Here is a 23,893-nt window from a genome sequence, read left to right as displayed (position 1 = left end):
GGGCCGGGTTCCCGCCCGGCCCCCGTCCTTCCCAGGAAGGTCTTCCGGCGATGTCCCCACGAATGATCGCGGTGCTGCTGGCCGCTCTGCTGGCCGTGTTCGGGGCGGCGACGCCCGCGGTGGCGGCGCCGGTCCAGACGCTGACCTGGACCGCGAACAACAGCACCACCGAATACGCTTCCGCGCCCACCGGCGCCCTGCCGGGTGAGACCACGATCGTCTTCGAGAACAGCGAAGCCACCGGCAACACGACCGGGATGTCGCACACGCTGACGTTCGACACCTCGACGCCGGGGTACAACCACGACGTCTCCCTGAACATCCTGGCCAACCCGTTCGACACGGCGAACGGCCGGCACGAGGCGGTCGTGACGTTGACGCCCGGCAAGTACCGGTACTTCTGCGCCATCCCCGGGCACACGACGATGGTGGGGGAGTTCGTCGTGTCCGGCGGCGGTGGCGACACGGCTCCGCCCGCCGTTTCCGCGGCCGTGGCCGGGGATCGCGATTCTTCCGGCAACTACCTCGGGTCCGCCACGGTGTCGGTCACCGCCACCGACGCGGGGTCCGGCGTGGCTTCCGTCGAGTACCAGCTCGACGGCGGTGCCTGGACGCGTTACAGCGCCCCGGTGGTGGTGTCCACGGTGGGCGCGCACATGCTGCACTACCGGGCCACCGACGTCGCCGGGAACGTCTCGCCGGAGGGCATGGCGCACTTCACGATCGTCGAGCGGCCGGGGGACACGACCCCGCCGGCGGTGAGCGCGGCGATCACCGGCACCCGGGATGCGTCGGGCAACTACCTCGACGTCGCGACGGCCCGGATCACCGCGACGGACGCGGGTTCCGGCGTGGCCTCGGTGGAGTACCAGCTGGACGGCGGCGCCTGGACGCGCTATTCCGCGCCGGTCGCGGTGACCGCGGCGGGGACGCACATGCTGCACTACCGGGCCACCGACGTCGCGGGGAACGTGTCACCGGAGGGCATGGCCCACTTCACGGTGGTGAAGAGCGACACGACCCCGCCGGTCGTCTCGGCTTCCGTCGCCGGTACCCAGGACGGCTCCGGGAACTACGTCGGCAAGGCGGTCGTCACGGTCACGGCTTCGGACGCGGGTTCCGGCGTCGCGTCGGTGGAGTACCGGGTGGACGGTGGCGCGTGGACCGCCTACGCCGCCCCGGTTCCGGTCACCGCCGCAGGCGCGCACACGGTGGAGTTCCGCGCTACCGACGTCGCCGGGAACACGTCCGCGGCCGGGTCGGTGTCGTTCACGGTGGTCGCCGGCGGGGACACGACCGCGCCGGTGGTGTCCGTGCAGGTGACCGGCAAGCAGGACGGCGGCTGGAACTACGTCGGGCAGGCGACCGTGACGCTGACGGCGGCCGACGCGGAGTCCGGTGTGGACTTCGCCGAGTACAAAGTGGACAGCGGAGCCTGGGCACGGTACGCGGCGCCGGTGGTCGTGTCCGCGCTCGGGGCGCACACGGTGCGAGCCCGGGCCACGGACCGGGCCGGCAACGTCTCGGCGGAGGTGGTGGGGGCGTTCGCGGTGGTCGCGGCCCCGCCGCCGCCGGACGCGTGCCCGGACTCGGACACCCGGGAGACGGTGGTGATCGGCGGGATCGACAGCCAGGTGGAGAACATCGACACCGGCAACGGCTGCACGATCAACGACGTCATCGACGAGAACGCGGAGTACGCGTCGCACGACCGGTTCGTGAAGCACGTGAGGGCGGTGACCCTCGAGCTGGTGGGCAACGGGGTGCTGTCCTCGGGCGACCGGAACCGCATCGTGACGGCGGCGATCGAGTCCGGCATCGGCGGCGCGCCCGCCGGTGCCACCGGACGTCCCCAAGAATCAACCCTTCAATGAACCCTGCAGCAACGCGGACACGAACCGCCGCTGGAAGATCAGGAAGACGATCAGTGTGGGCGTCAGGATCAGCAAGGAGCCCGCGCACAACAGCGGGATGTCCGTGCCCCACTGGCCCTGGAACGCGCCCAGCGCGCCGGCCATCGTGCGTTTCGCGGGGTCGTCCACCAGCACGATCGCGAGCAGGAACTGGTTCCAGGTCCACAGGAACAGCAGGATCGCCAGCGAAGAAAGAGCCGGCCTCGCCAAGGGCACGTGGATGCGCCAGAACAGCTGCCAGGTACCGACCCCGTCCACCCGGGCGCTCTCGGACAGCTCGGGCGGCATGGTCACGAAGTGGGCCCGCATCCAGTAGACCGAAAACGGCATGTACAGCCCGATCAGCGGCAGGATGATCGCCCACCGCGTGTTGAGCAGGCCCAGGTCCCGCACCTGGAAGTACAGCGGGGTGATGATCCCTTCGAACGGCAGCGTCAGGCCGAGGACGAACAGCAGGAACACCGCCCGCCCGCCGGGCATCCGCAGGTGCCCGGTCGCGAAGCCGGCCATCGTGGCGATCACCAGGGAGACGGGCACGACGCCGAGCACGATGAGCACGCTCGACTTCAGGAACTCGCCCAGCCGGGCCACTTCGAACGCGCGGGCGAAGTTGCCCCACTGCGGGTCGGCGGGCCAGTCCAAACCGGACGGATAGGTGCCGGAAGGGTGCAGTGCGGTGACGAAGAGGCTGAGGAACGGCAGCAGGGTGGCCGCCATCAGCAGGACGAGCAGGATCCGCCCGGTCAAGCCGGTGTGCTTCACGGCTTGTCCTCCCTCGAGACGCGCTGGATCGGGAGCACGAACGCGAGCACCAGGACCATGAGCACGACGGCGAGCGCGGAAGCCAGGCCCACCTCGCGCTGGGAGAACGCGAGGTAGTAGATCTCCAGGCCCGGGACCATGGTGGCGTTGCCCGGGCCGCCCTGGGTCGAGACGTACACGATGTCGAAGCTCGCCAGCGCGGCGATCGTCGTCACGGTCACGCAGACGCCGATCTCCTGGCGCAGGCTGGGCACCGTGATCGCGAAGAACTCGCGGACCACCCCGGCTCCGTCGATGCGGGCCGCCTCGTAGAGCGCCGGGTCGATCTTGCTCATGCCGGACAGGAACAGCAGCAGGCACAGGCCGACCAGGACCCAGGCGCCGATCACGCCGACCGCCGGGAGCGCGGTCGAGGAGTCGCCGAGCCAGGCCTTCGACACGGTGCCGAGGCCGATCGCCGAGAACAGCTGGTTGACGACGCCGGTCGCCGACAGCAGCCACGTCCACGCGATGCCGGCCGCGACGAGCGGGATGACCTGCGGCAGGAACAGCACCGTCCGGGCGACGAGGGCCAAGCGGCTCGTCGCGATCCGGCGGATCGTCGCGGCGATCGCCAGGCCGAGCAGCACGGGTATCCCGCTGAAGAACACGATCAGCTCGAACGCGTGCAGGATCGACCGGTAGAGCTCCGGATCGGTGAAGACCTTCGCGTAGTTGCCGAATCCCGCCCATTTCGACGCGCCGATGCCGTTCCAGTCGTAGAACGAGTACTGGACGGTGAGGACGATCGGCCGCAGCACGAACACGGCGTAGAAGACCAGGGCCGGGGCCACGAACAGCCAGCCGGCCCAGCCACTGCGGCCGAACCGCCGTCGCCGTCGTGCCGGCGGTCTTGCCACAGTGGACGGTCGCGCCTCCAGGAGGTCGCTCGACCCGGTCACCGGGACTAGCTCCCGACCTGGTCGGTGTAGTCGCGCTGCACCGACTTGAGCAGCCCGTCCGGCGTCTGCTCGCCGGCGACCAGTTTCTGCAGCTGCGGGGTCCAGCTCTTGGCGTAGATCGCCCCGGTCGCGTTGGCGATGAAGTCCATGGCGGTCCCGTCCTTGTCCACCTGCGCGGCGGCTTGGAGCGTCCCGGCGGTCACCGTGCCCGCGGCCACCGGGGGCAGCGGCGCGTCCGCGGGCCCCATGGGGTGCGAGCCGCCGGTCGCGCCGGCGACCTCTCGCGCCTTCGTGTTCGTCGCGACCCAGTTGAGGAAGAACGCCGCGCAGTCCGCGTGTGCGGCCTTGGCGCTGATCCCGACGGCGAGAGGCGCCGACATGGCCGCGGGCTTGGCACCCGCCTGTGCCGGCGGCATCGGGAAGAACCCGGCGTTGCCGGCCATCTGCTTGTCCAGGTTGGCCGATTCCCAGTCGCCGTTGAAGCTGAACAGGCCCTGGCCCGCGGTGAACCGGCTGACCATCTGCGCGTAGTCGACGGCGTTGACGTCCGGCGTGAAGTACCCGGCCTTGATCCACCGCTCGAGGTGCTGGGCGGCCTGGAGGCTGGCCGGGGTGTCGATGGTGGCGCCGGGCTTCTGGAAGATCCAGTCGTTGATCGGCGCCGGCTGTCCCAGTGACGCCATGAGGTCCTGCAACGGGAAGGCCAGGCCGCCGGTCGCGCCGCCGTTGAACTGCTGGATCGGCTGGATCCCCGCGTTCTTCGCCTTCGCCATGGCTTCGTCGAGCTGGGCGAGCGTCGACGGCGGCGTCGTCATGCCGATCCGGGACGCGAGCTGCTTGTTGTAGAAGACGCCGGTCGTGCTGAAGTTCAGGCCCATCGCGTAGAGCGACCCCGCGCCCCGCGGCCGTCCGCCGGGGCCCATGCGCAGCTGCGCGAGCTGCCCGGGCGGCCACTTGTCCCAGCCGAACCACCGGGCGTACCCGTCGAGGTTCTTCAGCAGCCCGTCCTTGACCAGCCCGGACACCTGCGGGAGCCGCATCAGGTCCGGCGGGTCGTCGGCGAGGACGCGTGGCGCGTTCTGGGTGATCACCGCGAACTGGTCCTCCCGGACGTCCCACTGGACGTTCGGGAACTGCTTCGTGAACTCGCCGGTGAGCGCCTTGGCCATCGGGAAGCCGGTTTCGAAGTAGCCGCGCAGGGTGACCGGCGCGCTCCCGCACGTCGGTTCCGAAGTGACCGCCGCGGCCGTGGTGTCGCCCGGGCCGGCACTGCCGCCGGGCCCCGAGCAGGCCGCGACCAGCGTGCCGGCCAGGGTGAGCGTCAGCAGGGCGCCGAGGGGCCGGCCGGTGTGTGTTCGACGGGACAACGTCGTCTCCTCCGTCGCAGGGTTTTGCTAAACCGAGTTAGCAACGGTAGTCTCGGCGACCGGACGAGCCGGTGTCAAGGACCGGCGGGAGGGGGAGGGTGCGACGGTGAGCCCACGACGGGTCACGCTGGCCGACGTCGCCGAGGCGGCGGGGGTGTCGCGGAGCACCGCGTCCCTGGTGCTGTCGGGACGAGGCGCGGAGCTGCGGATCTCCGAGGGCGTCCAGGAACGCATCAAGGCGGCCGCGCGGGAGCTGGGCTACCGCCCGAACATCGTCTCGGCCGGGCTCCGGACCGGGCGCACGCTGACCATCGGCTTCGTCTCCGACACGGTCGCCACCTCGCGGCTGGCCGGCGACATGATCAAGGGCGCGATCGAAGCCGCCCGCGATCGCGGCGTCCTGCTGTTCATCGGTGAGTCCGAAGGGGACAGCAAGCTCGAACACGCGCTGCTGCAGGGCATGCACGACCGCCAGGTCGACGGGATCGTCTTCGCTTCGATGTACACGCGGCGCATCGCGGTGCCCGAAGCCCTGATGGCGACGTCCGCGGTGCTGCTCAACGCCGTGCCGAAGACGCCGTCGCCGCTGCCCGTCGTGGTGCCGGACGAGATCGAGGCCGGCCGCGCGGCCGCCCGGGTGCTGCTCGAAGCCGGGCACCGCGAGGGCATCCACGTGATCGGCGCCGGACCGGGGGTCCGGAACGTGCCGCGGGACAGCGTCGCCGCGGTGGAACGGCTCGTCGGTCTCCGCGAGGTCCTCCACGAGGCCGGTGCCGGGTTCGCGAGCGGGACCCGGTGTACCGCCTGGGAACCGGAGGACGGGTTCGCCGCGACCCGCGATCTGCTGGACCGGGCCGACCCGCGGGCCATCGTCTGCCTCAACGACCGGCTCGCCTTCGGGGTCTACCAGGCGCTGGCCGACGCCTCGCTGACCGTCCCCGGCGACGTCTCGGTGGTCTCCTTCGACGACCACCCGCTCGCCTCGTGGATCCGGCCGAAGCTGACGACGATCGCCCTGCCGCACTACGAGCTCGGCCGCAAAGCGGTCGACGCGCTCTTCGCCGAGATCAACGGCGAAACCTCCGGTGAGAAGCCGGTCCACCGCATCCCGATGCCGCTGCGCACCCGTTTCTCGGTCGCCCGTCCGCGACACCCGGAGGTCTCCTGATGTTGCGCCTGCCCGACCACTGGGTGTGGGACAGCTGGTACGCGACGGACGACGACGGCCTGCACCACGCCTTCTTCCTGCGGGCCTCGCGGGCGCTGCTCGACCCCGAGCGCCGTCACCGGCGCGCGTCGATCGGGCACGCCGTCTCCCGCGACCTGCGCGACTGGGAGCTCGTCGCGGACGCCCTCGTGCCCGCCGACGGACCGGCGTGGGACGACCTGGCCACCTGGACCGGGTCCGTCGTCCGCGGCGACGACGGACGCTGGTACCTGTTCTACACGGGTGTCCGCGACGACGGCGGCTACGCGGTGCAGCGGATCGGCCTGGCCGTCTCCGACGACCTGTACACGTGGCACCGCTTCGGGGCGAAGCCCCTGGTCGAGCCGGACCCCACGTGGTACGGGCACGACGACCGCACGGACTGGGCCGGCGAGGCGTGGCGCGACCCGTGGGTCTTCCGCGCGCCGGACGGGTCCGGCTGGCACATGCTCGTCACGGCCCACGCGAAGGACGGCGACCCGCTGCGCCGCGGGGTGATCGGCCACGCCACTTCACCCGACCTGCTCGACTGGGCGGTCGCCCCGCCGCTCACGGAGCCCGGCGGCTTCGGTCACCTCGAAGTGCCCCAGGTCGCGGTGGTCGACGGGCAGCCGTTGCTGCTGTTCTGCAGCAACCTGGGCGTCCGCGCGCCGGCTGAGCCGGTGTGGGTGGTGCCCGGTCCCGCGGTGACCGGCCCGTGGGACCTGGCCCTGGCCCGGCCGGTGTCCTGCCCCGGGCTGTACGCGCCCCGCCTGGTCCGCGACGGCGGCGACCGCTGGAACCTGATCGGGTTCGCGTCCGAACGCGACGGACAGTTCGCCGGCGAACTGTCCGATCCGTACCCGGTCGGCTACACCGCGTCCGGCGGGCTGCGCACCCTCTGACGCGGCCGTCAGGAGCGGCGCTGCGTCGTGACGCCGCGCCGGATGTCGCCGGGCAGCGGGCGGACGCGCTGGAGGTCGCGGCGGGTCGTGGAGTGCAGCTGCCACGGGACGCTGGTCACCATGACGCCCGGCTCGAACAGGAGCCGGCCCTTGAGGCGCAGCGAGCTCTGGTTGTGCAGCACGTTTTCCCACCACCGGCCGACGACGTATTCGGGGATGTAGACGCACACGACGTCGCGGGGGCTGGTGCGGCGGAGGTTCTTGACGTAGGCCACGACCGGCCGGGTGATTTCGCGGTAGGGCGATTCGATCACCTTGAGCGGGATCTTCATGCCGCGCTGTTCCCATTGCCGCTGGAGGTCACGCGTGTCCTGGTCGTCGACGTTGACGGTGATCGCGGTGAGGGTGTCCGGCCGGGTCGCCCGGGCGAACGCGATCGCGCGCTGGCTGGGTTTGTGCAATGTGGACACCAGGACGATCGCGTGGACCCGGCTGGGCAGCAGCTCGCTCTCTTCGTCGGGCTGCAGCTCGTCGCGGACGTGGGTGTAGTGGCGGTGGATCCCGCGCATGAGCACGTAGAGCACCGGGATGGCGATGACGACGAGGTAGGCGCCGTGGGTGAACTTGGTGATCATCACGACCACCAGGACCACGGCGGTGAGCACCGCGCCGACGGCGTTGATGAGCCGCGAGCGCTGGATCGACAGGCGGGCCCGGGTGTCGGTCGCGGCCGCGAGCTCGCGGTTCCAGTGCCGGACCATGCCGGCCTGGCACAGCGTGAACGAGGTGAAGACGCCGAGGATGTAGAGCTGGATGAGCCGGGTGGTCGAGCCGTCGAAGGCGAAGATGAGCACGCCGGCGATGACCGCGAGCGCGACGATCCCGTTGGAGAACGCGAGCCGGTCGCCGCGGGTGTGCAGCTGCCGCGGCAGGTAGCGGTCCTGGGCCAGGATCGAGGCCAGCAGCGGGAAACCGTTGAACGCGGTGTTCGCGGCGAGGATCAGGATCAGCGCCGTCGCGGCCTGCATGAAGTAGAACAGCACCGAATGGTCGCCCCCGAAGACGGCGGCGGCGATCTGGCTGATCACCGTGCGCTGCGGGTCGGTGGTGCAGTCGCCGCGGAAGCCGGCCAGGTCGCAGGTGTTCTCGGCGATCCGGACCCGGGCGATCATGGCGAGCGCGGTGATGCCGCCGAACATCACCACGGCGATCACGCCCATCGCGGTCATGGTGCGGGCGGCGTTGGCGCTCTTGGGTTTGCGGAACGCGGGGACGCCGTTGGAGATCGCTTCGACGCCGGTGAGCGCGGTGCAGCCGGAGGAGAACGACCGCAGCAGCAGGAAGACCAGGGCGAGACCGGTCAGCCCCACCTGTTCCGGGCGGACTTCGTAGCCGGCGCTTTCGGCGACCGGGGCGTGGCCGGCGACGGCCTGGCCGAGGCCGAGCGTGATCATCAGCATGACCCCGCCGATGAACAGGTAGGTCGGGATGGCGAAGGCGCGCCCGGACTCGCGGATCCCGCGCAGGTTCATCGCCATCAGCACCAGGACGAACCCGAGGTTCAGGACGATCCGGTAGTCGTTGAGCTGCGGGACCGCGGAGATGATGTTGTCCACTCCGGATGCGACCGACACCGCGACGGTCATGATGTAGTCCACCATCAGTGCCCCGGCCACGACCAGTCCCGCGGAGCTGCCGAGGTTGCGGGAAGCGACCTCGTAGGACCCGCCGCCGCTCGGGTAGGCCTTCACGACCTGCCGGTAGGACAGCACGACGACGGTCAGGAGCACGGCGACGGCCAGGCCGATCCACGGCGCGAGCGTGAGGTAGGCGAGCCCGCCGATGGACAGGATCAGCAGGATCTCCTGCGTCGCGTAGGCGACCGACGACAGCGGGTCGCTGGCGAAGATCGGCAGCGCGAGCCACTTGGGCAGCAAGGTCTCGCCGAGGGTGTCGCTCCGGAACGGCCGTCCGAGTACCAGCCGTTTGAGCCATGACGTAGGTGCTGGCACGTACCGCAGCGTGCCTCGCCGGGCGGCGAACCGGCGTAGGGATTTCGTCAAAATCCGGGGCGCCGCGTAGGGAATCCGTCAATGAACTCCCGGGTGGTCGTCAGGGTTGCGTCAACGACGGGCCCGGTGGCGGGCGCGGGTGCTTAACGTCCCGGCACCACTGCCCCGGGAGCTGCCATGGCCGACGACCGTCTCGCGCGGGTGATCTCGTGTGCCGGCGCGGCCGAGCTCCTCGACACGCTCGTCGACGGTCCGCGCGTGCTGAGTGAATTGCGCGGAACGGTCCCGCGGAGCGTGCTCGAACCGGCTTTGCGCCTGCTGGCCGCGGAAGGCGCGATCCGGCAGTCCGTCGCGGGGAGCTGGGACGTGCGTCCGCTCGCCACGACGGTCTTCGAGATCACACCCACCGGCCGCGATCTCGCGCGCGGATTGTCCGATTTGGACGCTTGGATCGCCGTGTACGAGCGGTACTTCGGCGACTGAGCACGCGGTCAGGAGAGCACGGGCGGGTCGAACAGGGCCTGGGCGGAGTGGATGCACTCGAGGATGTTCCGGGCCAGCTGGGCCGCGGGACGCGTGGTCACGGTGTCGGCCAGCTGCAGGTCGCGTACCTGGCCGTCGAGGGTCACGACGACCGAGATCGCGCCGTCGTGACTGCTGTGGCTCACCTGGACGGTGTTGCGCCGGGGAACGGACGTGCGGCGGTCGGGGTCGGCTGCCAAGGAGAACTCCCGGGATGAGATCCGGATCGGGGTGGGCGAAGACGTGATCGTCCAAGGGTGGCCCCGAATTCCCCCCGAGGCGAGCCGTTCACCCCGCCGAGGCCGAGTTGTGACCAAGTCCGGAATGGACACCCGGCCGGTCGTCAAGGGCGCGTCAATGCGCCGTGAGGACGCGTCAAGACTCTGTCAGGTGACGCCCGAACAGGAGTTCCGGCGGGCACGATCCGGTCAGTCCGGTCACCATTCGGTCGACCTCGGCTTGTCGTGCGTGAGAAGGGAGCAGTCGTATGGCCGATCTGGCCTATGTGCTGCTGGCGATCGTGGTGTTCGCCGTGCTGGCCTTGACCCTGCGTGGATTGGAGCGGTTGTGAGCGGCACCGGCGTGGTCGCCAACGTCGTCGGCGGCGTGCTGGCGTTGGCTCTGATCGTCTACCTGTTCATCGCGTTGATCAAACCGGAGAAGTTCTGATGTCCTCGACGTGGGCCGGCCTGGGACAGGCCGGCCTCCTCTTGCTCGCCCTGGCGCTGGTGTACCGGCCGCTGGGCGACTACATGCACCGCGTGTTCACGAGCACGAAACACTGGCGGCTGGAGAAGGCCGTCTACAAGGTCGTGCGGGCGGACCCGGACTCCGAGCAGCACTGGAAGACCTACGCGTCCGGCGTGCTGGGCTTCTCGTTCGTCTCGGTGCTGTTCCTCTACCTGCTGCAGCGCATCCAGCCGTTGCTGCCGCTGAACTTCGGCCGGACGGTCGATCCCGGGGTCGCCTTCAACACGGCGATCAGTTTCGTGACCAACACGAACTGGCAGTCCTACGTCCCCGAAGGCGTCATGGGGCACGTGGTCCAGATGGCCGGGCTGACCGTGCAGAACTTCGTCTCCGCCGGCGTCGGCCTGGCCGTGGCGATCGCGCTCACCCGCGCGTTCGTCCGGTCGAAGAGCGACCGGCTCGGCAACTTCTGGGTCGACCTGACCCGCGGCACCGTCCGGCTCCTGCTGCCGCTGTCGTTCGTCTTCGCGATCGTGCTGGTCGCGCTCGGTGTCGTGCAGAGCCTCAAGTCCGGCGTCGCGGTGCTCGGCCCGGACGGCTCGGCGAGCACGATCGCGCTGGCCCCGGCGGCGAGCCAGGAAGCCATCAAGGAACTGGGCACCAACGGCGGCGGCATCTTCAACGCCAACTCCGCGCACCCGTTCGAGAACCCGAACTCGTGGTCGAACCTGATCGAGATCTTCCTGCTGCTGGTGATCCCGGTCGCCCTGACCCGCACGTTCGGCAAGCTGGTCGGCAACACCAAGCAGGGGTACGTCCTGCTGTCCGTCATGGGCGCGCTGTGGGCCGGCATGCTCGCGGTGATCTGGTGGGGTGAGACACACGCGAACGGCGCCGCCGCCCGGCTGGCGGGTGCGGCGATGGAGGGCAAGGAGACCCGGTTCGGGATCGCGGGGTCGGCGTTGTTCGCCGACTCGACCACCGGCACCTCGACCGGCGCGGTGAACGCGATGCACGACAGCTTCACCGGTCTCGGCGGGTTCGGGACGCTGCTGAACATGATGTTCGGCGAGCTGTCGCCCGGCGGCGTCGGCACCGGCCTCTACAGCATCCTGGTGATGGCGATCATCGCCATGTTCCTGGCCGGGCTGATGGTCGGGCGGACGCCGGAGTACCTGGGCAAGAAGCTCGGCAAGCGCGAAGTCACCTGCTCGGCCATCGCGATCCTGGCGATGCCGACGGTGCTGCTGATCGGTGCCGGAGCGGCTCTGCTGATCCCGGGCAACACCGCCGCGTTCAACAACCCGGGCGCGCACGGCTTCTCCGAGCTGCTCTACGCCTACACCTCGGCGAGCAACAACAACGGCAGCGCGTTCGCCGGTATCACCGTGACCAACGACTGGTACCAGTCGACCCTCGGGGTCTGCATGGCGCTGGGCCGGTTCGTCCCGATCCTGGCCGTGCTCTGCCTCGCCGGTTCGCTGGCGGCGCAGAAGAAGGTCCCCGAGACCGCCGGCACGCTGCCGACCACCAGCCCGCTGTTCGCGACCATGCTCACCGGCACGGTCGTGCTGGTCGCGGCCCTGACCTTCATCCCCGCCCTGGCCCTCGGGCCGATTGCCGAGGCTCTCGCATGACCATGACCACCGAACGCACCCCCGAGGAAACCACCCAGCACCACGTCGAGAACGCGGGCCGGGTCGGCGCGGGCGTGTTCAGCCCCCGCCAGCTCTGGACGTCCCTGCCGGACGCCTTCCGGAAGCTCAACCCCCGGCACCAGCTGGCCAACCCGGTCATGTTCGTGGTGTGGGTCGGCTCGGCGCTGGTCACCGTGTTCGCGGTGACGAACCCGACCGTGTTCAACATCGGCGTCGCGCTGTGGCTGTGGTTCACCGTGCTGTTCGCCAACCTCGCCGAAGCCGTCGCCGAAGGCCGCGGCAAGGCCCAGGCCGAGTCCCTGCGCAAGACCAAGAAGGACACCGTCGCCCGCCGCCTGACCGAGGACGGCTCCGAGGAGCGCGTCCCGGGTGCCGAGCTGCGGATCGGTGACCTCGTGGTCGTCGAGGCCGGTGAGGTCATCCCGGGCGACGGCGACGTCGTCGAGGGCATCGCGACCGTCGACGAGTCGGCCATCACCGGCGAGTCCGCGCCGGTCATCCGCGAGTCCGGCGGCGACCGGTCGGCGGTCACCGGCGGCACGACCGTGCTGTCGGACCGGATCGTCGTGAAGATCACGACCAAGCCGGGCGAGTCCTTCGTGGACCGGATGATCGCGCTGGTGGAAGGCGCTTCGCGGCAGAAGACGCCGAACGAGATCGCGCTGACCATCCTGCTGGCCGTGCTGACGATCATCTTCGTCCTCGCGGTCGTGGCACTGCAGCCGATGGCGGACTACTCCGGCGGACAGCAGTCGGTGATCGTCCTGACGGCGTTGCTGGTCTGCCTGATCCCGACGACGATCGGCGCGCTGCTGTCCGCCATCGGCATCGCCGGGATGGACCGCCTGGTCCAGCGCAACGTCCTGGCCACGAGCGGCCGCGCGGTGGAGGCCGCCGGCGACGTCTCCACGCTGCTGCTCGACAAGACCGGCACGATCACCTTCGGCAACCGGCAGGCGACCGAGCTGATCCCGGTCGGCTCGTCCACGATCGACGACCTGGCGATCGCGGCCCGGCTGTCCAGCCTCGCCGACGGCACGCCGGAAGGCCGCAGCATCATCGACCTCTGCGTGCGCGAGAACGGCCTCGCCGCCCAAGCGTCCGAAGCCGAGAAGTCCGGCGAGTTCGTCCCCTTCACCGCGCAGACCCGGATGTCCGGCATCGACCTGAACGGCCGGATCGTCCGCAAGGGCGCCGCCAGCGCCGTGCGCGCGTGGGTCGCCGAGCACGGTGGCCTCGTGCCGGACGAGGTGCACGAGACCGTCGACCGGATCAGCGCCGAGGGCGGCACGCCGCTCGTCGTCGCCGAGCAGGTCGAGGGCACCGCGGTCGTCCGAGGCGTGGTGCGGCTGTCCGACGTCGTGAAGCCCGGCATGCGGGAGCGGTTCGCCGAGCTGCGCACGATGGGCATCAAGACCGTGATGATCACCGGCGACAACCCGCTCACCGCCCGCGCGATCGCCGGCGAGGCAGGGGTGGACGACTTCCTCGCCGAAGCCAAGCCCGAAGACAAGATGGCGCTGATCAAGAAGGAGCAGGAGGGCGGGCGGCTGGTCGCGATGACCGGCGACGGCACGAACGACGCTCCGGCGCTGGCGCAGGCGGACGTCGGGGTGGCGATGAACACCGGGACCATGGCGGCCAAGGAGGCCGGCAACATGGTCGACCTCGACTCGAACCCCACGAAGCTGATCGAGATCGTCGAGATCGGCAAGCAGCTGCTCATCACCCGCGGCGCGCTCACCACGTTCTCCATCGCCAACGACCTGGCGAAGTACTTCGCGATCCTGCCCGCCATGTTCGCGTCGATCTACCCGCAGCTGGGCGGCCTGAACGTGATGGGCCTGCACTCGCCGGACTCGGCGATCCTGTCCGCGGTGATCTTCAACGCGCTGATCATCGTGGGCCTGATCCCCCTGGCCCTGCGCGGCGTGCGATACAAGCCCTCCAGCGCGAAGGCGCTGCTGCGGCGCAACCTGCTGATCTACGGCCTCGGCGGCATCGTCACGCCGTTCGCCGGGATCTGGCTGATCGACCTGCTCGTCCGACTGATCCCGGGAATGTGACCATGAAGGTGCTGTACAAGCAGACCGTCGCCGGCCTGAAGATGCTGCTGGTGCTGACCGTGCTGCTGGGCGTCGCGTACCCCCTGGGCGTGTGGGCGGTGGCGCGGATTCCCGGCCTGTCGGACCGGGCCGAGGGCTCGCTCGTCACGCGGAACGGGCAGCCGGTCGGCTCGACCCTGATCGGGGTCGACCCGGTCGCGAAGGACCCGGCGCACGACCCGTACTTCCACAACCGGCCCTCGGCCGGGTCGAAGGACCCGCTCGGCCCGGGCGACCCGTCGACCTCGGGCGCCTCCAACAAGGGCACCGGGAACGACGACCTGCTCGCCCTGGTCAAGCAGCGGCAGGAGCTGATCGCCCAGCGCGAAGGCGTCGACGTCGCGCAGGTCCCGGCCGACGCCGTGACCGCGTCGGCGTCCGGGCTCGACCCGCAGATCAGCCCCGCCTACGCCGCACTGCAGGTGCCGCGGGTCGCCCGGGAGAACGGCCTGAGCGAGGACGAAGTCCGCAAGCTCGTCGCCGAAAACACCACCGGGCGCGGCCTCGGCGTGCTCGGCGACCCGGCGGTCGACGTGCTGCAGCTCAACCTCGCCGTCGCGGCGGCCAGGCACTGACCCGTGACGACAGCGGACGCGGCCGGCCGCACGCCCAAGCGCCGTCGCGGCGAGCTGCGGATCTACCTCGGGGCCGCCCCGGGCGTGGGGAAGACCTTCGCCATGCTCGGGGAGGCCCGCCGCCGGGCCGACCGCGGCACCGACGTCGTCGTCGGCCTGGTGGAGACGCACGGCCGGCGCAAGACCGCCGAACTCCTCGAAGGCCTCGAAGCCGTCCCACGCCGTCACCTGGACTACCGGGGGCACGCGTTCGAGGAGATGGACGTCGACGCGATCCTCGCCAGGGCTCCGGCGGTCGCGGTGGTGGACGAGCTGGCGCACACGAACGTGACCGGCTCGCGCAACACCAAGCGCTGGCAGGACATCGAGGAACTCCTCGAAGCCGGGATCGACGTGCTCTCCACGGTGAACGTGCAGCACCTGGAGAGCCTCAACGACGTCGTCGAGCGGATCACCGGCATCGCCCAGCAGGAGACCGTCCCGGACGAGGTCGTCCGCCGCGCCGAACAGCTGGAGCTGGTCGACATCACGCCGGAAGCGCTGCGGCGGCGGCTCGCCCACGGCAACGTCTACCCGGCCGACCGGATCGACGCGGCGCTCGGCAACTACTTCCGGACCGGCAACCTCACCGCGCTGCGGGAGCTGGCGCTGCTGTGGGTGGCCGACCAGGTCGACGTCGCCCTGCAGCGCTACCGCACCGAACGCGACATCACCGACACCTGGGAGGCGCGGGAGCGGGTGGTCGTCGCGATCAGCGGCGGCCGGGAGAGCGAGACGCTGATCCGGCGGGCCCGGCGGATCGCGAAGCGGGCCGGGGCTGAGCTGATGGTGCTGCAGATCCTGCGTGGCGACGGCCTGGCCGGCGTCTCCCCGCAGGCGCTGGCCGAGTGCCGCAAGCTCGCCGAGGACGTCGGCGCCACCTTCCACACCGTCGTCGGGGACGACGTGCCGACAGCATTGCTGGACTTCGCCCGCGGGGTGAACGCGACGCAGGTCGTGGTCGGCACGTCCCGGCGGTCCCGGGTGGCGCGGCTGTTCGACGAGGGCATCGGCGCGACGGTGGTCCAGGAGTCCGGGCCGATCGACGTGCACATGGTCACCCACGACGAGTCCGGCGGGCGGCTGCGCGCGAAGCTGTTCCCGCGCAGCTCCCTGGCCCGGCGGCGGCAGCTCCTCGGCTGGGCGCTCGCACTGCTCCTGCCGGCCGTGGCGACGCTGATCGGCGTGGTGCTGCGGCAGACGCTCATCCTGTCCACCAACGTGATCGACTACTTCCTCGCCACGATCATCGTGGCCCTCGTCGGCGGCCTCGGGCCCGCGCTGTTCGCGTCGATCGCGAGCGCGTTGCTGCTGAACTTCTTCTTCACCCCGCCGCTGTACACGCTGACCGTGGACGCCCAGCAGAACGTCATCACGCTGATCGCGATGGTCGTCGTCGCGGTGGCGTTCGCGCTCGTCGTCGACCGGGCTTCGCGCCGGGCCGATGCCGCGGCGCGGGCGCGGACCGAGGCCGCGCTGCTGGCCTCCTACGCGCGGACCGTGCTCGGGGACGGCGACCCGTTGCAGCGGCTGCTGGACAAGGTGCGGGAGAACTTCGGGCTCGAATCCGTTTCGCTGCTGGAGAAGCAGGACGGCGAGTGGGTCCGGGCGGCCTGCACGGGGGACCGGCCGTGCGACGACCCGGACGAGGCCGACGTCGACGTCCCGGTGACCGACGACGTCCACCTGGCGCTGCGCGGCCGGCCGTTGCCGGCGCACGACCAGCGGGTCCTCGAGGCCGCGGCGGGCCAGGCCCTGCTCGCCCTGCGGCAGCAGCGGATGGCCGCCCAGGCGCAGGAGGCGCGGCGGCGGGCGGAGACCACCGAGCTGCGGACGGCCCTGCTCTCGGCCGTCGGCCACGACCTGCGCACGCCGCTGACCTCCATCAAGGCCGTCTTCGGCGGCTTGCGAGCCCACGACGTCAGTCTGTCCGAAGAGGACGCCGAGGAGCTGCTCGCCGCGGGCGAGGAGTCCACCGACCGGCTCTCGGGCCTGATCGACCACCTCCTCGACTCGTCCCGGCTGGCCACCGGCGCGGTGCGGCCGGTGCTGCGCCCGGTCGGCTACGACGAGGTCGTCGCCACCGCACTGTCCACAGGGGATGGACGCGAGCCGGTCGACATCGACGTCGACGAGCAGCTGCCCGCCGTGCTGGCGGACGCCGGCCTGCTGGAGCGCGCGGTCGCCAACGTGATCGACAACGCGTTCCGCCACGGCGCCACCGGGCGGACGCCATCAGCGATCGCGATCCGCGCCAGCGCCTACGCCGGCCGGGTCGAGCTGCGCGTCGTCGACCACGGCCGCGGGTTGCCGAAAGGCGCCGCCGAGTCGGCGTTCGCGCCGTTCCAGCGGCTCGGCGACCGCAACCCCACCACCGGCGTCGGGCTCGGCCTGTCCGTCGCGAAGGGCTTCGTCGAGGCGATGGGCGGGACGATCCGCGCGGAGGACACCCCGGGCGGCGGGCTCACGATCGTCCTTTCTCTGCCCGTAGCTCTCACCGGGGAGGTGCCATGACGTCCGTGCTCGTGGTCGACGACGAAACCGCGCTCCGGCGGGCCCTGCGGATCAACCTCAGCGCCCGCGGATACGCCGTGACGACGGCGAAAGACGGTGCGTCGGCCTTGCTCGCCGCCGCGACCGAGCACCCCGACCTGGTCCTGCTCGACCTGGGCCTGCCGGACATCGACGGCATCGAGGTGATCCGCGAGCTGCGGACGTGGAGTGCGATGCCGATCATCGTGCTGTCCGCGCGCCAGCGCCCCGCCGACCGGATCCAGGCCCTCGACACCGGCGCCGACACCTACGTCACGAAGCCGTTCGGCATGGACGAGCTGCTGGCGTGCCTGCGGGTCGCGGAACGCCGGCTGGCCCTCGCCACACCGGCCGAACCGGACCTCGTCGTCGAGACCGCCGCGTTCACCGTGGACGTCTCGTCGAAGGTCGTCCGCCGGGGCGGGGTGGCGGTGCACCTGACCCGCACCGAATGGGCCATCCTCGAACAGCTGGTCCGCAATCCCGACTCCCTGATCAGCGGCAAGCACCTGCTGACCACCATCTGGGGGCCGGAGTACGCGGACCGCGGCCACTACCTGCGCGTCTACCTGGCACAGCTGCGGCGCAAGCTCGAGCCCGAGCCGTCCCGGCCGCGGTACCTGCTCACCGAGCCGGGGGTCGGCTACCGTTTCGCCCCGGAGGCGTGATGACCGATCCCGAGGAACCCCTCGAGCAGGCGAGTAGCCGTTCGCGCTGTCCGGGGTCGTGTCAGGACGGGGTCAGGGTGGTGTCAGGCGAGCCGCCGATGGTAGCCGCATGACAAACAACGCTTTCTCGACCGAATCGACCGAATCGACCGACTCGGCCTGGACCGGCATGCTGCCGGTCGACGACACCGCCCTCGCCGTCACCGACACCGGTGGCCCCGGCATCCCGGTGGTCTACTGCAACGGCCAGTTCGCCACCCAGGGGTACTGGCGGCGGGTGCTGGCCGAGCTCGGCGGCGAGTTCCGGCACATCACCTTCGACGAGCGGGCCCGCGGCAAGTCGAAGCGGTCGGCGGACTACTCCTTCGAAGCCGCCGTCCGGGACGTCGACGCCGTGCTCGCGGCCCGCGGGGTGGACCGGGCGCTGGTGGTGGGCTGGTCCTACGGCGCGGTCGTCGCGGCGCACTGGGCCGAGCGGAACCCGGCGCGGGCGATCGGGGCGGTGCTGGTGGACGGCGCGTACCCCTACGACTGGCTCGACGACGCGATGGAGCAGCGCATCCGGAAGCTGTTCAAGCGGTTGAACCTGGTCATGCCGTTGCTGCGCCCGACCGGCCTGACCCCGCGGATGAGCGCCGCGCAGCAGGCCGAGAGCAACATCGAGCTCGGCGTCTTGTCGCGCGAGCGCGAGCTGGGCCCGGTGCTGGACGGCATCACCGTGCCGGTGCGGTACGTGGTCGCTTCCGGGGTGTCCTTCGGGAGCAAGGGCGACGAACAGGAAGTGCTCCGCACCAGCCTCGACGGCGTCACCGGCCGCAACCCGAACATCAAGGTGAGCGCGAAGGTCGCCAGCAACCACGGTGCGATCCTGAAGAAGGACGCTCCCGCCGTCGCCGCGGCGGTCCGCGAGGTCACGGCCGGGTGGAAAGCGGCTTGAAACCAGGCTGAAACTCCGGTTGCGCACCCTCGTCACAGCCGTGGCCGCCGAGGTCACGGGCGGACGAGAGGAGAACCGTGACCACCCCGGCGATAGCGGCCAGCGGGCTGCGCAAGTCCTTCGGCGACCAGGCCGTGCTCGACGGCATCGACCTGCACGTCACCGAGGGCACCATCTTCGCCCTGCTCGGGCCCAACGGCGCCGGCAAGACGACCGCCGTGCGGATCCTGTCCACCCTGATCCGCGCCGACGGCGGGCAGGCCTCCGTCGCGGGGCACGACGTCGCCGCCGAGCCGGACGGGGTGCGCGCCGCGATCGGCGTCACCGGGCAGTTCTCCGCCGTCGACAACCTGCTGACCGGCGAGGAGAACCTGCTGCTGATGGCGGACCTGCACCACCTCGGCCGCGCCGGCCGGCGGCGGAAGGCGGCTGAGCTGCTCGAGCGGTTCGACCTCGCCGGCTCCGCGGGCAAGCTCGTGTCGGCCTACTCCGGCGGGATGCGGCGGCGGCTCGACCTGGCGATGACGCTCGCCGGCGAGCCGCGCGTCCTCTTCCTCGACGAACCGACCACCGGGCTCGACCCGCGCAGCCGGCACACGATGTGGCGGATCATCCGGGACCTCGTCGCCGGTGGCGTCACCGTCTTCCTGACCACGCAGTACCTCGACGAGGCCGACGAACTGGCCGGCCGGGTCGCGGTGCTCGACCACGGGCGCGTGGTCGCCGAAGGCACCCCGGACGAGCTGAAGCGGCGCGTCCCCGGCGGGCACGTCCGGCTGCAGTTCGCCGACGTCGCGAGCCTCGACGTCGCCGCCCGGGCGCTCGGAGAAGGGACGCGGGACGAGTCCGCGTTCACGCTGTCGGTGCCCGGCGACGGCGGGGTCCGCTCGCTGCGCGGGCTGCTCGACCGGCTGGACGGCGCGGGGGTCGACGTCGGCAGCCTGTCGGTGCACACGCCGGATCTCGACGACGTCTTCTTCGCCCTCACGACCGAGAAGGAGACCGTCCGATGAGCTACGCGATGCGTGATTCGGCGACCATGCTGCGGCGCAACCTGAAGCACCTGCGCCGGTACCCGGGGATGATGATCATGGCGCTGGGCATGCCGGTGCTGCTCCTGCTGCTGTTCGTCGGCGTGTTCGGCGGCGCGATGCAGGCGGGCGTCCGCGGCGGGGCGTACGTCGACTACGTCGTGTCGGGAATCCTGCTGATGACCGTCGGCTACGGCGCGTCCATGACGGCGCTGGCGGTGAACCGGGACATGACCGAGGGGATCATCTCGCGGTTCCGGACGATGGCGATCGCGCGGGTGTCGGTGCTGACCGGCCACGTCCTGGGCGCGGTGCTCCGGACCGTGGTCAGCGCGGCGCTGGTCGTCGGGGTGGCGCTGCTGTTCGGGTTCCGTCCCGCCGCGGGGCCCGGCGGCTGGCTCGCGGCGCTGGGCCTGGTGCTCCTGCTGGCCCTGGCGCTGACCTGGCCGGCGGTCGCGGTCGGGTTGCTGGCGAAGAACGCCGAAGGCGCGAACCTGTTCATCCTGCTCGTGCAGGTGCTGCCGTTCCTCAGCAGCGCGTTCGTGCCCACGGACACGATGTCGGGAGGCGTGCGCTGGTTCGCCCGCAACGAGCCGTTCACCCCGGTCATCGACACCCTGCGCGGCCTGATGCTCGGCACGCCGGTCGGCGGCAGCGCGTGGATCGCCGTCGCCTGGTGCGCCGGGTTCGCCGTCGCGGGTTACGTCTGGGCGCGGGCCTTGTTCAGGCGCGATCCCGCGGCCTGAGCCTCAGCGCCGCGAGTGCCGCGGCGCGCAGGTCCTCGGGGGCGAGGCCGGCGTATTCCGACCGTGCGTCGGTGTACGCCGGCTCGTCGGCCTGTGCGGCCACGGCCCGGATGCGGGCCGAGGACATCGTGGGGTGGAAGCCCCGCGCGTACCGGAACCGCTCGGCGAGGGCGATCAGGCGCACCGCCGCGGCCCGCTCGCCGGCCGTCTCCGCGCGGTCGAGGTCGGCAAGGGCCAGGGCCAGCAGGAGCGCGCCGCAGACCGGGACCGACGTCCCGGGGTCCTCGAGGAGGCCGGGCAGCGCGCGGGGGAGTTCGCCGGTGATCTCGGTGACGAGCTCGAGGCGCCCGTGGCCGGCGTGGGCGACCACGGCGACGGCCTGCGTCTCCCACATCCAGCCGTCGGCGCCCGGGCCGGTGTCCTTGGTGGACCGGAGCCGTTCGGCGGCCTGCCGCCACAGGCGCAGGCCCGTGTCGGCGTCGCCGCGGGCGAGGAGGATCTCCGCGCGGGCGCCGACGTCCACCATGGACGCTCCGGCGACCTCGCTGCCGCCGGTCAGCATGGCCTGTTCGAGCCAGTGCTCCGCCTCGTCGATCGCGCCGGTCTGCAGGCAGGCCAGGACCAGCGCGCCCCGGATGCGGGCGGCGCCGGGCCAGGTGCCGGTCTCGTCGAGCACCGCGAGCACGGTGCCGAGCGACCGCCGTGCTTCCGCCCCGCGTTCCAGCTCCAGGCACAGCTCGCCGACCCGGGCGTGGGCGACGGCGCGCAGCCACGGCGAGTCCCGCTCGTCGAACACGGCGACCATGCGCTCGGCCGCGGCCACCGCGCGCTCGGGATCGTCGAGGGCCGGCCACGCGTAGCTGGCGACGCCTTCGGCCAGTGCGGCGACGAGCGGGTCGTCGTTGTCGCACAAGGCGAACAACGGGGCGAAGTCCGGCGCGGCCACGGTGCGGAGCACCGCCTCGGCGGCGTGCACCGGGGTGCCGGGTGCGGCGGGCGGGAGACGGCGGAGGGCGACCAGCGCGCGGACGGGCCGCGGGCCCTGCAACAGGAAGCCGTTCACCGCGCTCAGCACCAGCGCCGCGCGGGTCGCGGCCACGAGGCCGGGCCCGGGCCGGAAGTGCGAGAGCAGCCAGGCGGTGTCCGCGACGAGCGCCGCCATGCGGCCGAAGTTCGACTCGAACGTCCACAGGCCGGCCAGGACGGCGGCGGTGGCCGCCACGATGGCGCCGTCCTCGTGGTCGATGCCGTACCGCAGCGCCTGCACCAGGTTGTCCTGCTCGGCGGCGACCCGGCGCATGGCCGGGACGAGGTCGGCGCCGAAGAGGGCTTCGTGGTGGGCCAGGGCGAAGTCCACGGCCCAGCTCAAGAAGCCGGTGGTGGACTTCGCGGTCTCGCCGGCTTCCTCGCGGCGGGTGGCGCTGAACTCGCGGACGGTCTCCAGCATCCGGAACCGCGTGCCCGCCGGGGTGTCCCGGACCTTGAGCAGCGAATGACCGGCGAGCTGGTCGAGCAGGTCGACCGCGTCGGCGCCGAGCAGGTGCCGGGCGGCGTCGGCGGTGAAGCCGTCGGGGAAGACCGACAGAGCGCGCATGGCGGCCTGCCCCCGCTGGTCGAGGAGGGCCCAGCTCCAGTCGATGACGGCGTGCAGCGTGCGGTGGCGGGCCGGCGCGTCGCGCGCGCCGCCGCGCAGCAAGGCGAACCGGTCGTCGAGATGACGGGCGATCTCGGGGACCGACATGACCCGGCTGCGCGCCGCGGCCAGCTCGATCGCGAGCGGCAGGCCGTCCAGGTGCGCACACAGCTCCCGGACGGCCGCGTCCGGCAGTTCGATGTCCGGACGGACGGCGCGGGCCCGCTGCCGGAACAGTTCGGCGGCGGTCGCCGGGCTCAGTTCCGGCAGTGCGTGGACCGCTTCCGAGGAGAGGCCGAGGGGCGTCCGGCTGGTCGTGAGCACCCACAGGTCGGCGCTGAGCGCGACGAGCGTGCGGACCAGGTCGGCCGCGCCGCGCACGACGTGTTCGCAGTTGTCGAGCACCAGCAGCGCCGGGCCGGACCCGAGCGCTTCGAGGATGCCGGTCACGGCGTCGCGTGCGGCGGGCGGCCGGCTGCCCGGCGGCCCTCCCGCGTCGGCACCACCGACCGCCGAGGCGGCTTCGGCGGCGACCTCGTCGTCGCGGGTGATGCCGGCGAGCGGCACGAAGTGCACGATCCGCTGGTCGGCCCGGCGGCTGACGGCATGGGCCAAGCGGGTCTTGCCCAGCCCGCCCGCGCCGACGATGGACGTGACCCGCGACGTCCGCAGCAGCCCGGCGACGGCGGCCAGGTCGGCGTCCCGGCCGAGCAGCGGGTTCGGTTCGTGGGCGACGCCGTGGCGGACCGCGGGTGCCTCGCCCTGCAGGAGCCGCTGGTGCAGCTCGCGCAGCGCGGGTCCGGGGTCGCTGCCGAGCTCGTCGCGCACCCGGCGCCGGTAGTCCTCGTAGCGGGCCAGCGCGGCGGCGGGCCCGGCCGTCGCGGCTTCGCTGCGCAGCAGTTCCAGGAGCAGTTCCTCGTCGCGCGGCCGTTCGGACGCCAGCTCGGTCAGCTCGTCGATCGCCTCGTCGGCCCGTCCCAGGCGCGAGCGGCACAGCGCGCGGGCCCGGACCAGCCACCGGCTGGTCGACGCGCGGGCCGCCCGCAGCGCGCCGAGCGGACCGGCGCCGCCTTCGTGCGCCGTCCAAAGCGCCAGCCCTGCCTCGGCTTGGGCGAGCGCGGCTTCGTGGTCGCCGGCGCGGGACAGGCGGGCGCACGCGGCGGCGCCGAGCACCAGCGCGGCCGCGTCCACCTGGTCCTCGGCCAGGGTGAGCCGGTAACCGGACGGCGTGGCCTCGATGACGTCGTGGCCGAGCTGGGCTCGCGCGCGGGACACGAGCACCTGCAGCGCCTTGGCCGGGTGTTCGGGTCGTTCGTCCGGCCAGAGCCCTTCGATCAGGCGAGCGGTGCTCGCGCCGGTGCGGAGGTCGTCGGCGAGCAGGGCGAGCAGCCCGCCGAGGCGCGGGCTGGTGAGTTCCCGGCCGCGGTAGGCCACCCGCGGCAGCAGGACCAGCTCGATCGTCACCGCCCCAGGTTAGTGTCGCGAGGTTCTCGCGGCGTCCCGGCTCAAGCGCCCCAATGTGGCGTTGGGTGCGTTGGACGCACCGAACGCCACATTGGGGTGTCTTGAACGAGTCGTTCGAGACATCCCAGGTCCTGAACGACTCGTTCAAGACATGAGGGGGCCGCGGCCGGCCGAGTGGCCTGCCATGCCCGACCCACGCAGCCCGCC

General features: G+C 71.7%; 19 protein-coding genes. 13 read left to right on the top strand and 6 right to left on the bottom strand.

All coding sequences use genetic code 11. The annotated features are described in order from the left end of the window. Positions 1 to 50 precede the first annotated feature (50 nt). Positions 51 to 1,874 (top strand): copper-binding protein, encoded by a 1,824-nt coding sequence (locus AB0G28_RS29115; RefSeq protein WP_361095817.1) that lies wholly within the window; start codon positions 51 to 53, stop codon positions 1,872 to 1,874. Here the strand turns inward: AB0G28_RS29115 and AB0G28_RS29110 are convergent. Genes AB0G28_RS29110 through AB0G28_RS29100 form a run of 3 tightly spaced genes read right to left on the bottom strand, consistent with a single transcriptional unit; the run spans position 1,860 to position 4,983 of the window. Then, positions 1,860 to 2,675: a carbohydrate ABC transporter permease gene (locus AB0G28_RS29110; RefSeq protein WP_361095814.1), complete on the bottom strand. Its 816-nt coding sequence runs from the start codon at positions 2,673 to 2,675 to the stop codon at positions 1,860 to 1,862. The two genes, AB0G28_RS29115 and AB0G28_RS29110, sit on opposite strands and share 15 nt — an antisense overlap. Continuing rightward, positions 2,672 to 3,616 carry a sugar ABC transporter permease gene (locus tag AB0G28_RS29105; protein ID WP_361095811.1) on the bottom strand — a complete coding sequence of 315 codons (945 nt, stop codon included), beginning with the start codon at positions 3,614 to 3,616 and terminating at the stop codon, positions 2,672 to 2,674. Before AB0G28_RS29105 ends, AB0G28_RS29110 begins: the two co-directional genes overlap by 4 nt. Positions 3,617 to 3,621: 5 nt before the next feature. After that, positions 3,622 to 4,983: a hypothetical protein gene (locus AB0G28_RS29100; RefSeq protein WP_361095808.1), complete on the bottom strand. Its 1,362-nt coding sequence runs from the start codon at positions 4,981 to 4,983 to the stop codon at positions 3,622 to 3,624. 106 nt (positions 4,984 to 5,089) lie between these two features. Here AB0G28_RS29100 and AB0G28_RS29095 point away from each other — a divergent pair, with 106 nt between their 5' ends. After that, positions 5,090 to 6,151 carry a LacI family DNA-binding transcriptional regulator gene (locus AB0G28_RS29095; RefSeq protein WP_361095805.1) on the top strand — a complete coding sequence of 354 codons (1,062 nt, stop codon included), beginning with the start codon at positions 5,090 to 5,092 and terminating at the stop codon, positions 6,149 to 6,151. Next, positions 6,151 to 7,074: a glycosyl hydrolase family 32 gene (locus tag AB0G28_RS29090; protein ID WP_361095802.1), complete on the top strand. Its 924-nt coding sequence runs from the start codon at positions 6,151 to 6,153 to the stop codon at positions 7,072 to 7,074. Before AB0G28_RS29095 ends, AB0G28_RS29090 begins: the two co-directional genes overlap by 1 nt. Positions 7,075 to 7,082: 8 nt before the next feature. On the opposite strand, the gene AB0G28_RS29085 is transcribed toward AB0G28_RS29090, so the two are convergent. Continuing rightward, positions 7,083 to 9,086, bottom strand: coding sequence for an APC family permease (locus AB0G28_RS29085; RefSeq protein ID WP_361095799.1), 2,004 nt, complete (start codon positions 9,084 to 9,086; stop codon positions 7,083 to 7,085). 177 nt (positions 9,087 to 9,263) lie between these two features. Between AB0G28_RS29085 and AB0G28_RS29080 the strand changes: the two genes are divergently transcribed. Next, entirely contained in the window at positions 9,264 to 9,569 is a 306-nt protein-coding gene (locus tag AB0G28_RS29080; RefSeq protein WP_361095796.1) for a hypothetical protein, read from the top strand. Between the two features lie 8 nt (positions 9,570 to 9,577). Here the strand turns inward: AB0G28_RS29080 and AB0G28_RS29075 are convergent, their stop codons facing one another. Further along, entirely contained in the window at positions 9,578 to 9,808 is a 231-nt protein-coding gene (locus tag AB0G28_RS29075) for a YbaB/EbfC family nucleoid-associated protein (RefSeq protein ID WP_361095793.1), read from the bottom strand. 367 nt (positions 9,809 to 10,175) lie between these two features. On the opposite strand from AB0G28_RS29075, the gene kdpF reads away from it, so the two are divergent. The 9 genes from kdpF (at position 10,176) to AB0G28_RS29030 (ending at position 20,589) form a co-directional block, all read left to right on the top strand. Further along, on the top strand, positions 10,176 to 10,277 hold the full coding sequence (gene kdpF, locus AB0G28_RS29070) for a K(+)-transporting ATPase subunit F (protein ID WP_020639212.1): 102 nt from the start codon (positions 10,176 to 10,178) through the stop codon (positions 10,275 to 10,277). After that, positions 10,277 to 11,935, top strand: coding sequence for a potassium-transporting ATPase subunit KdpA (gene kdpA / locus AB0G28_RS29065; protein WP_361095790.1), 1,659 nt, complete (start codon positions 10,277 to 10,279; stop codon positions 11,933 to 11,935). The genes kdpF and kdpA overlap by 1 nt, the downstream gene beginning before the upstream one ends. Then, a complete protein-coding gene (gene kdpB, locus AB0G28_RS29060; RefSeq protein ID WP_361095787.1) occupies positions 11,932 to 14,022 on the top strand; it encodes a potassium-transporting ATPase subunit KdpB in 2,091 nt (696 codons plus the stop codon). The genes kdpA and kdpB overlap by 4 nt, the downstream gene beginning before the upstream one ends. A gap of 2 nt (positions 14,023 to 14,024) precedes the next feature. Next, the gene (gene kdpC / locus AB0G28_RS29055; RefSeq protein WP_361095784.1) at positions 14,025 to 14,636 is read left to right on the top strand and encodes a K(+)-transporting ATPase subunit C; all 612 of its coding nucleotides are present in this window, start codon (positions 14,025 to 14,027) and stop codon (positions 14,634 to 14,636) included. A 3-nt stretch (positions 14,637 to 14,639) separates the two neighbouring features. Continuing rightward, on the top strand, positions 14,640 to 17,189 hold the full coding sequence (locus AB0G28_RS29050; protein WP_361095781.1) for a DUF4118 domain-containing protein: 2,550 nt from the start codon (positions 14,640 to 14,642) through the stop codon (positions 17,187 to 17,189). After that, complete coding sequence (locus AB0G28_RS29045; protein ID WP_361095778.1) at positions 17,186 to 17,875, top strand: response regulator; 690 nt, start codon at positions 17,186 to 17,188, stop codon at positions 17,873 to 17,875. The genes AB0G28_RS29050 and AB0G28_RS29045 overlap by 4 nt, the downstream gene beginning before the upstream one ends. A 109-nt stretch (positions 17,876 to 17,984) precedes the next feature. Continuing rightward, positions 17,985 to 18,812: an alpha/beta hydrolase gene (locus AB0G28_RS29040; RefSeq protein ID WP_361095775.1), complete on the top strand. Its 828-nt coding sequence runs from the start codon at positions 17,985 to 17,987 to the stop codon at positions 18,810 to 18,812. A gap of 77 nt (positions 18,813 to 18,889) precedes the next feature. After that, positions 18,890 to 19,825 (top strand): ATP-binding cassette domain-containing protein, encoded by a 936-nt coding sequence (locus AB0G28_RS29035; protein WP_361095772.1) that lies wholly within the window; start codon positions 18,890 to 18,892, stop codon positions 19,823 to 19,825. Beyond that, positions 19,822 to 20,589 (top strand): ABC transporter permease, encoded by a 768-nt coding sequence (locus AB0G28_RS29030; RefSeq protein ID WP_361095769.1) that lies wholly within the window; start codon positions 19,822 to 19,824, stop codon positions 20,587 to 20,589. Before AB0G28_RS29035 ends, AB0G28_RS29030 begins: the two co-directional genes overlap by 4 nt. On the opposite strand, the gene AB0G28_RS29025 is transcribed toward AB0G28_RS29030, so the two are convergent. Continuing rightward, entirely contained in the window at positions 20,567 to 23,686 is a 3,120-nt protein-coding gene (locus AB0G28_RS29025; RefSeq protein WP_361095766.1) for a BTAD domain-containing putative transcriptional regulator, read from the bottom strand. The genes AB0G28_RS29030 and AB0G28_RS29025 overlap by 23 nt on opposite strands. Between the last annotated feature and the right edge of the window lie 207 nt (positions 23,687 to 23,893).

It is taken from the genome of Amycolatopsis sp. NPDC021455 (assembly GCF_040640995.1).
Taxonomy (GTDB): Bacteria; Actinomycetota; Actinomycetes; order Mycobacteriales; family Pseudonocardiaceae; genus Amycolatopsis.
The sequence above is the reverse complement of the archived record's forward strand: the minus strand, read 5'-3'. Positions and strand labels throughout refer to the sequence as shown.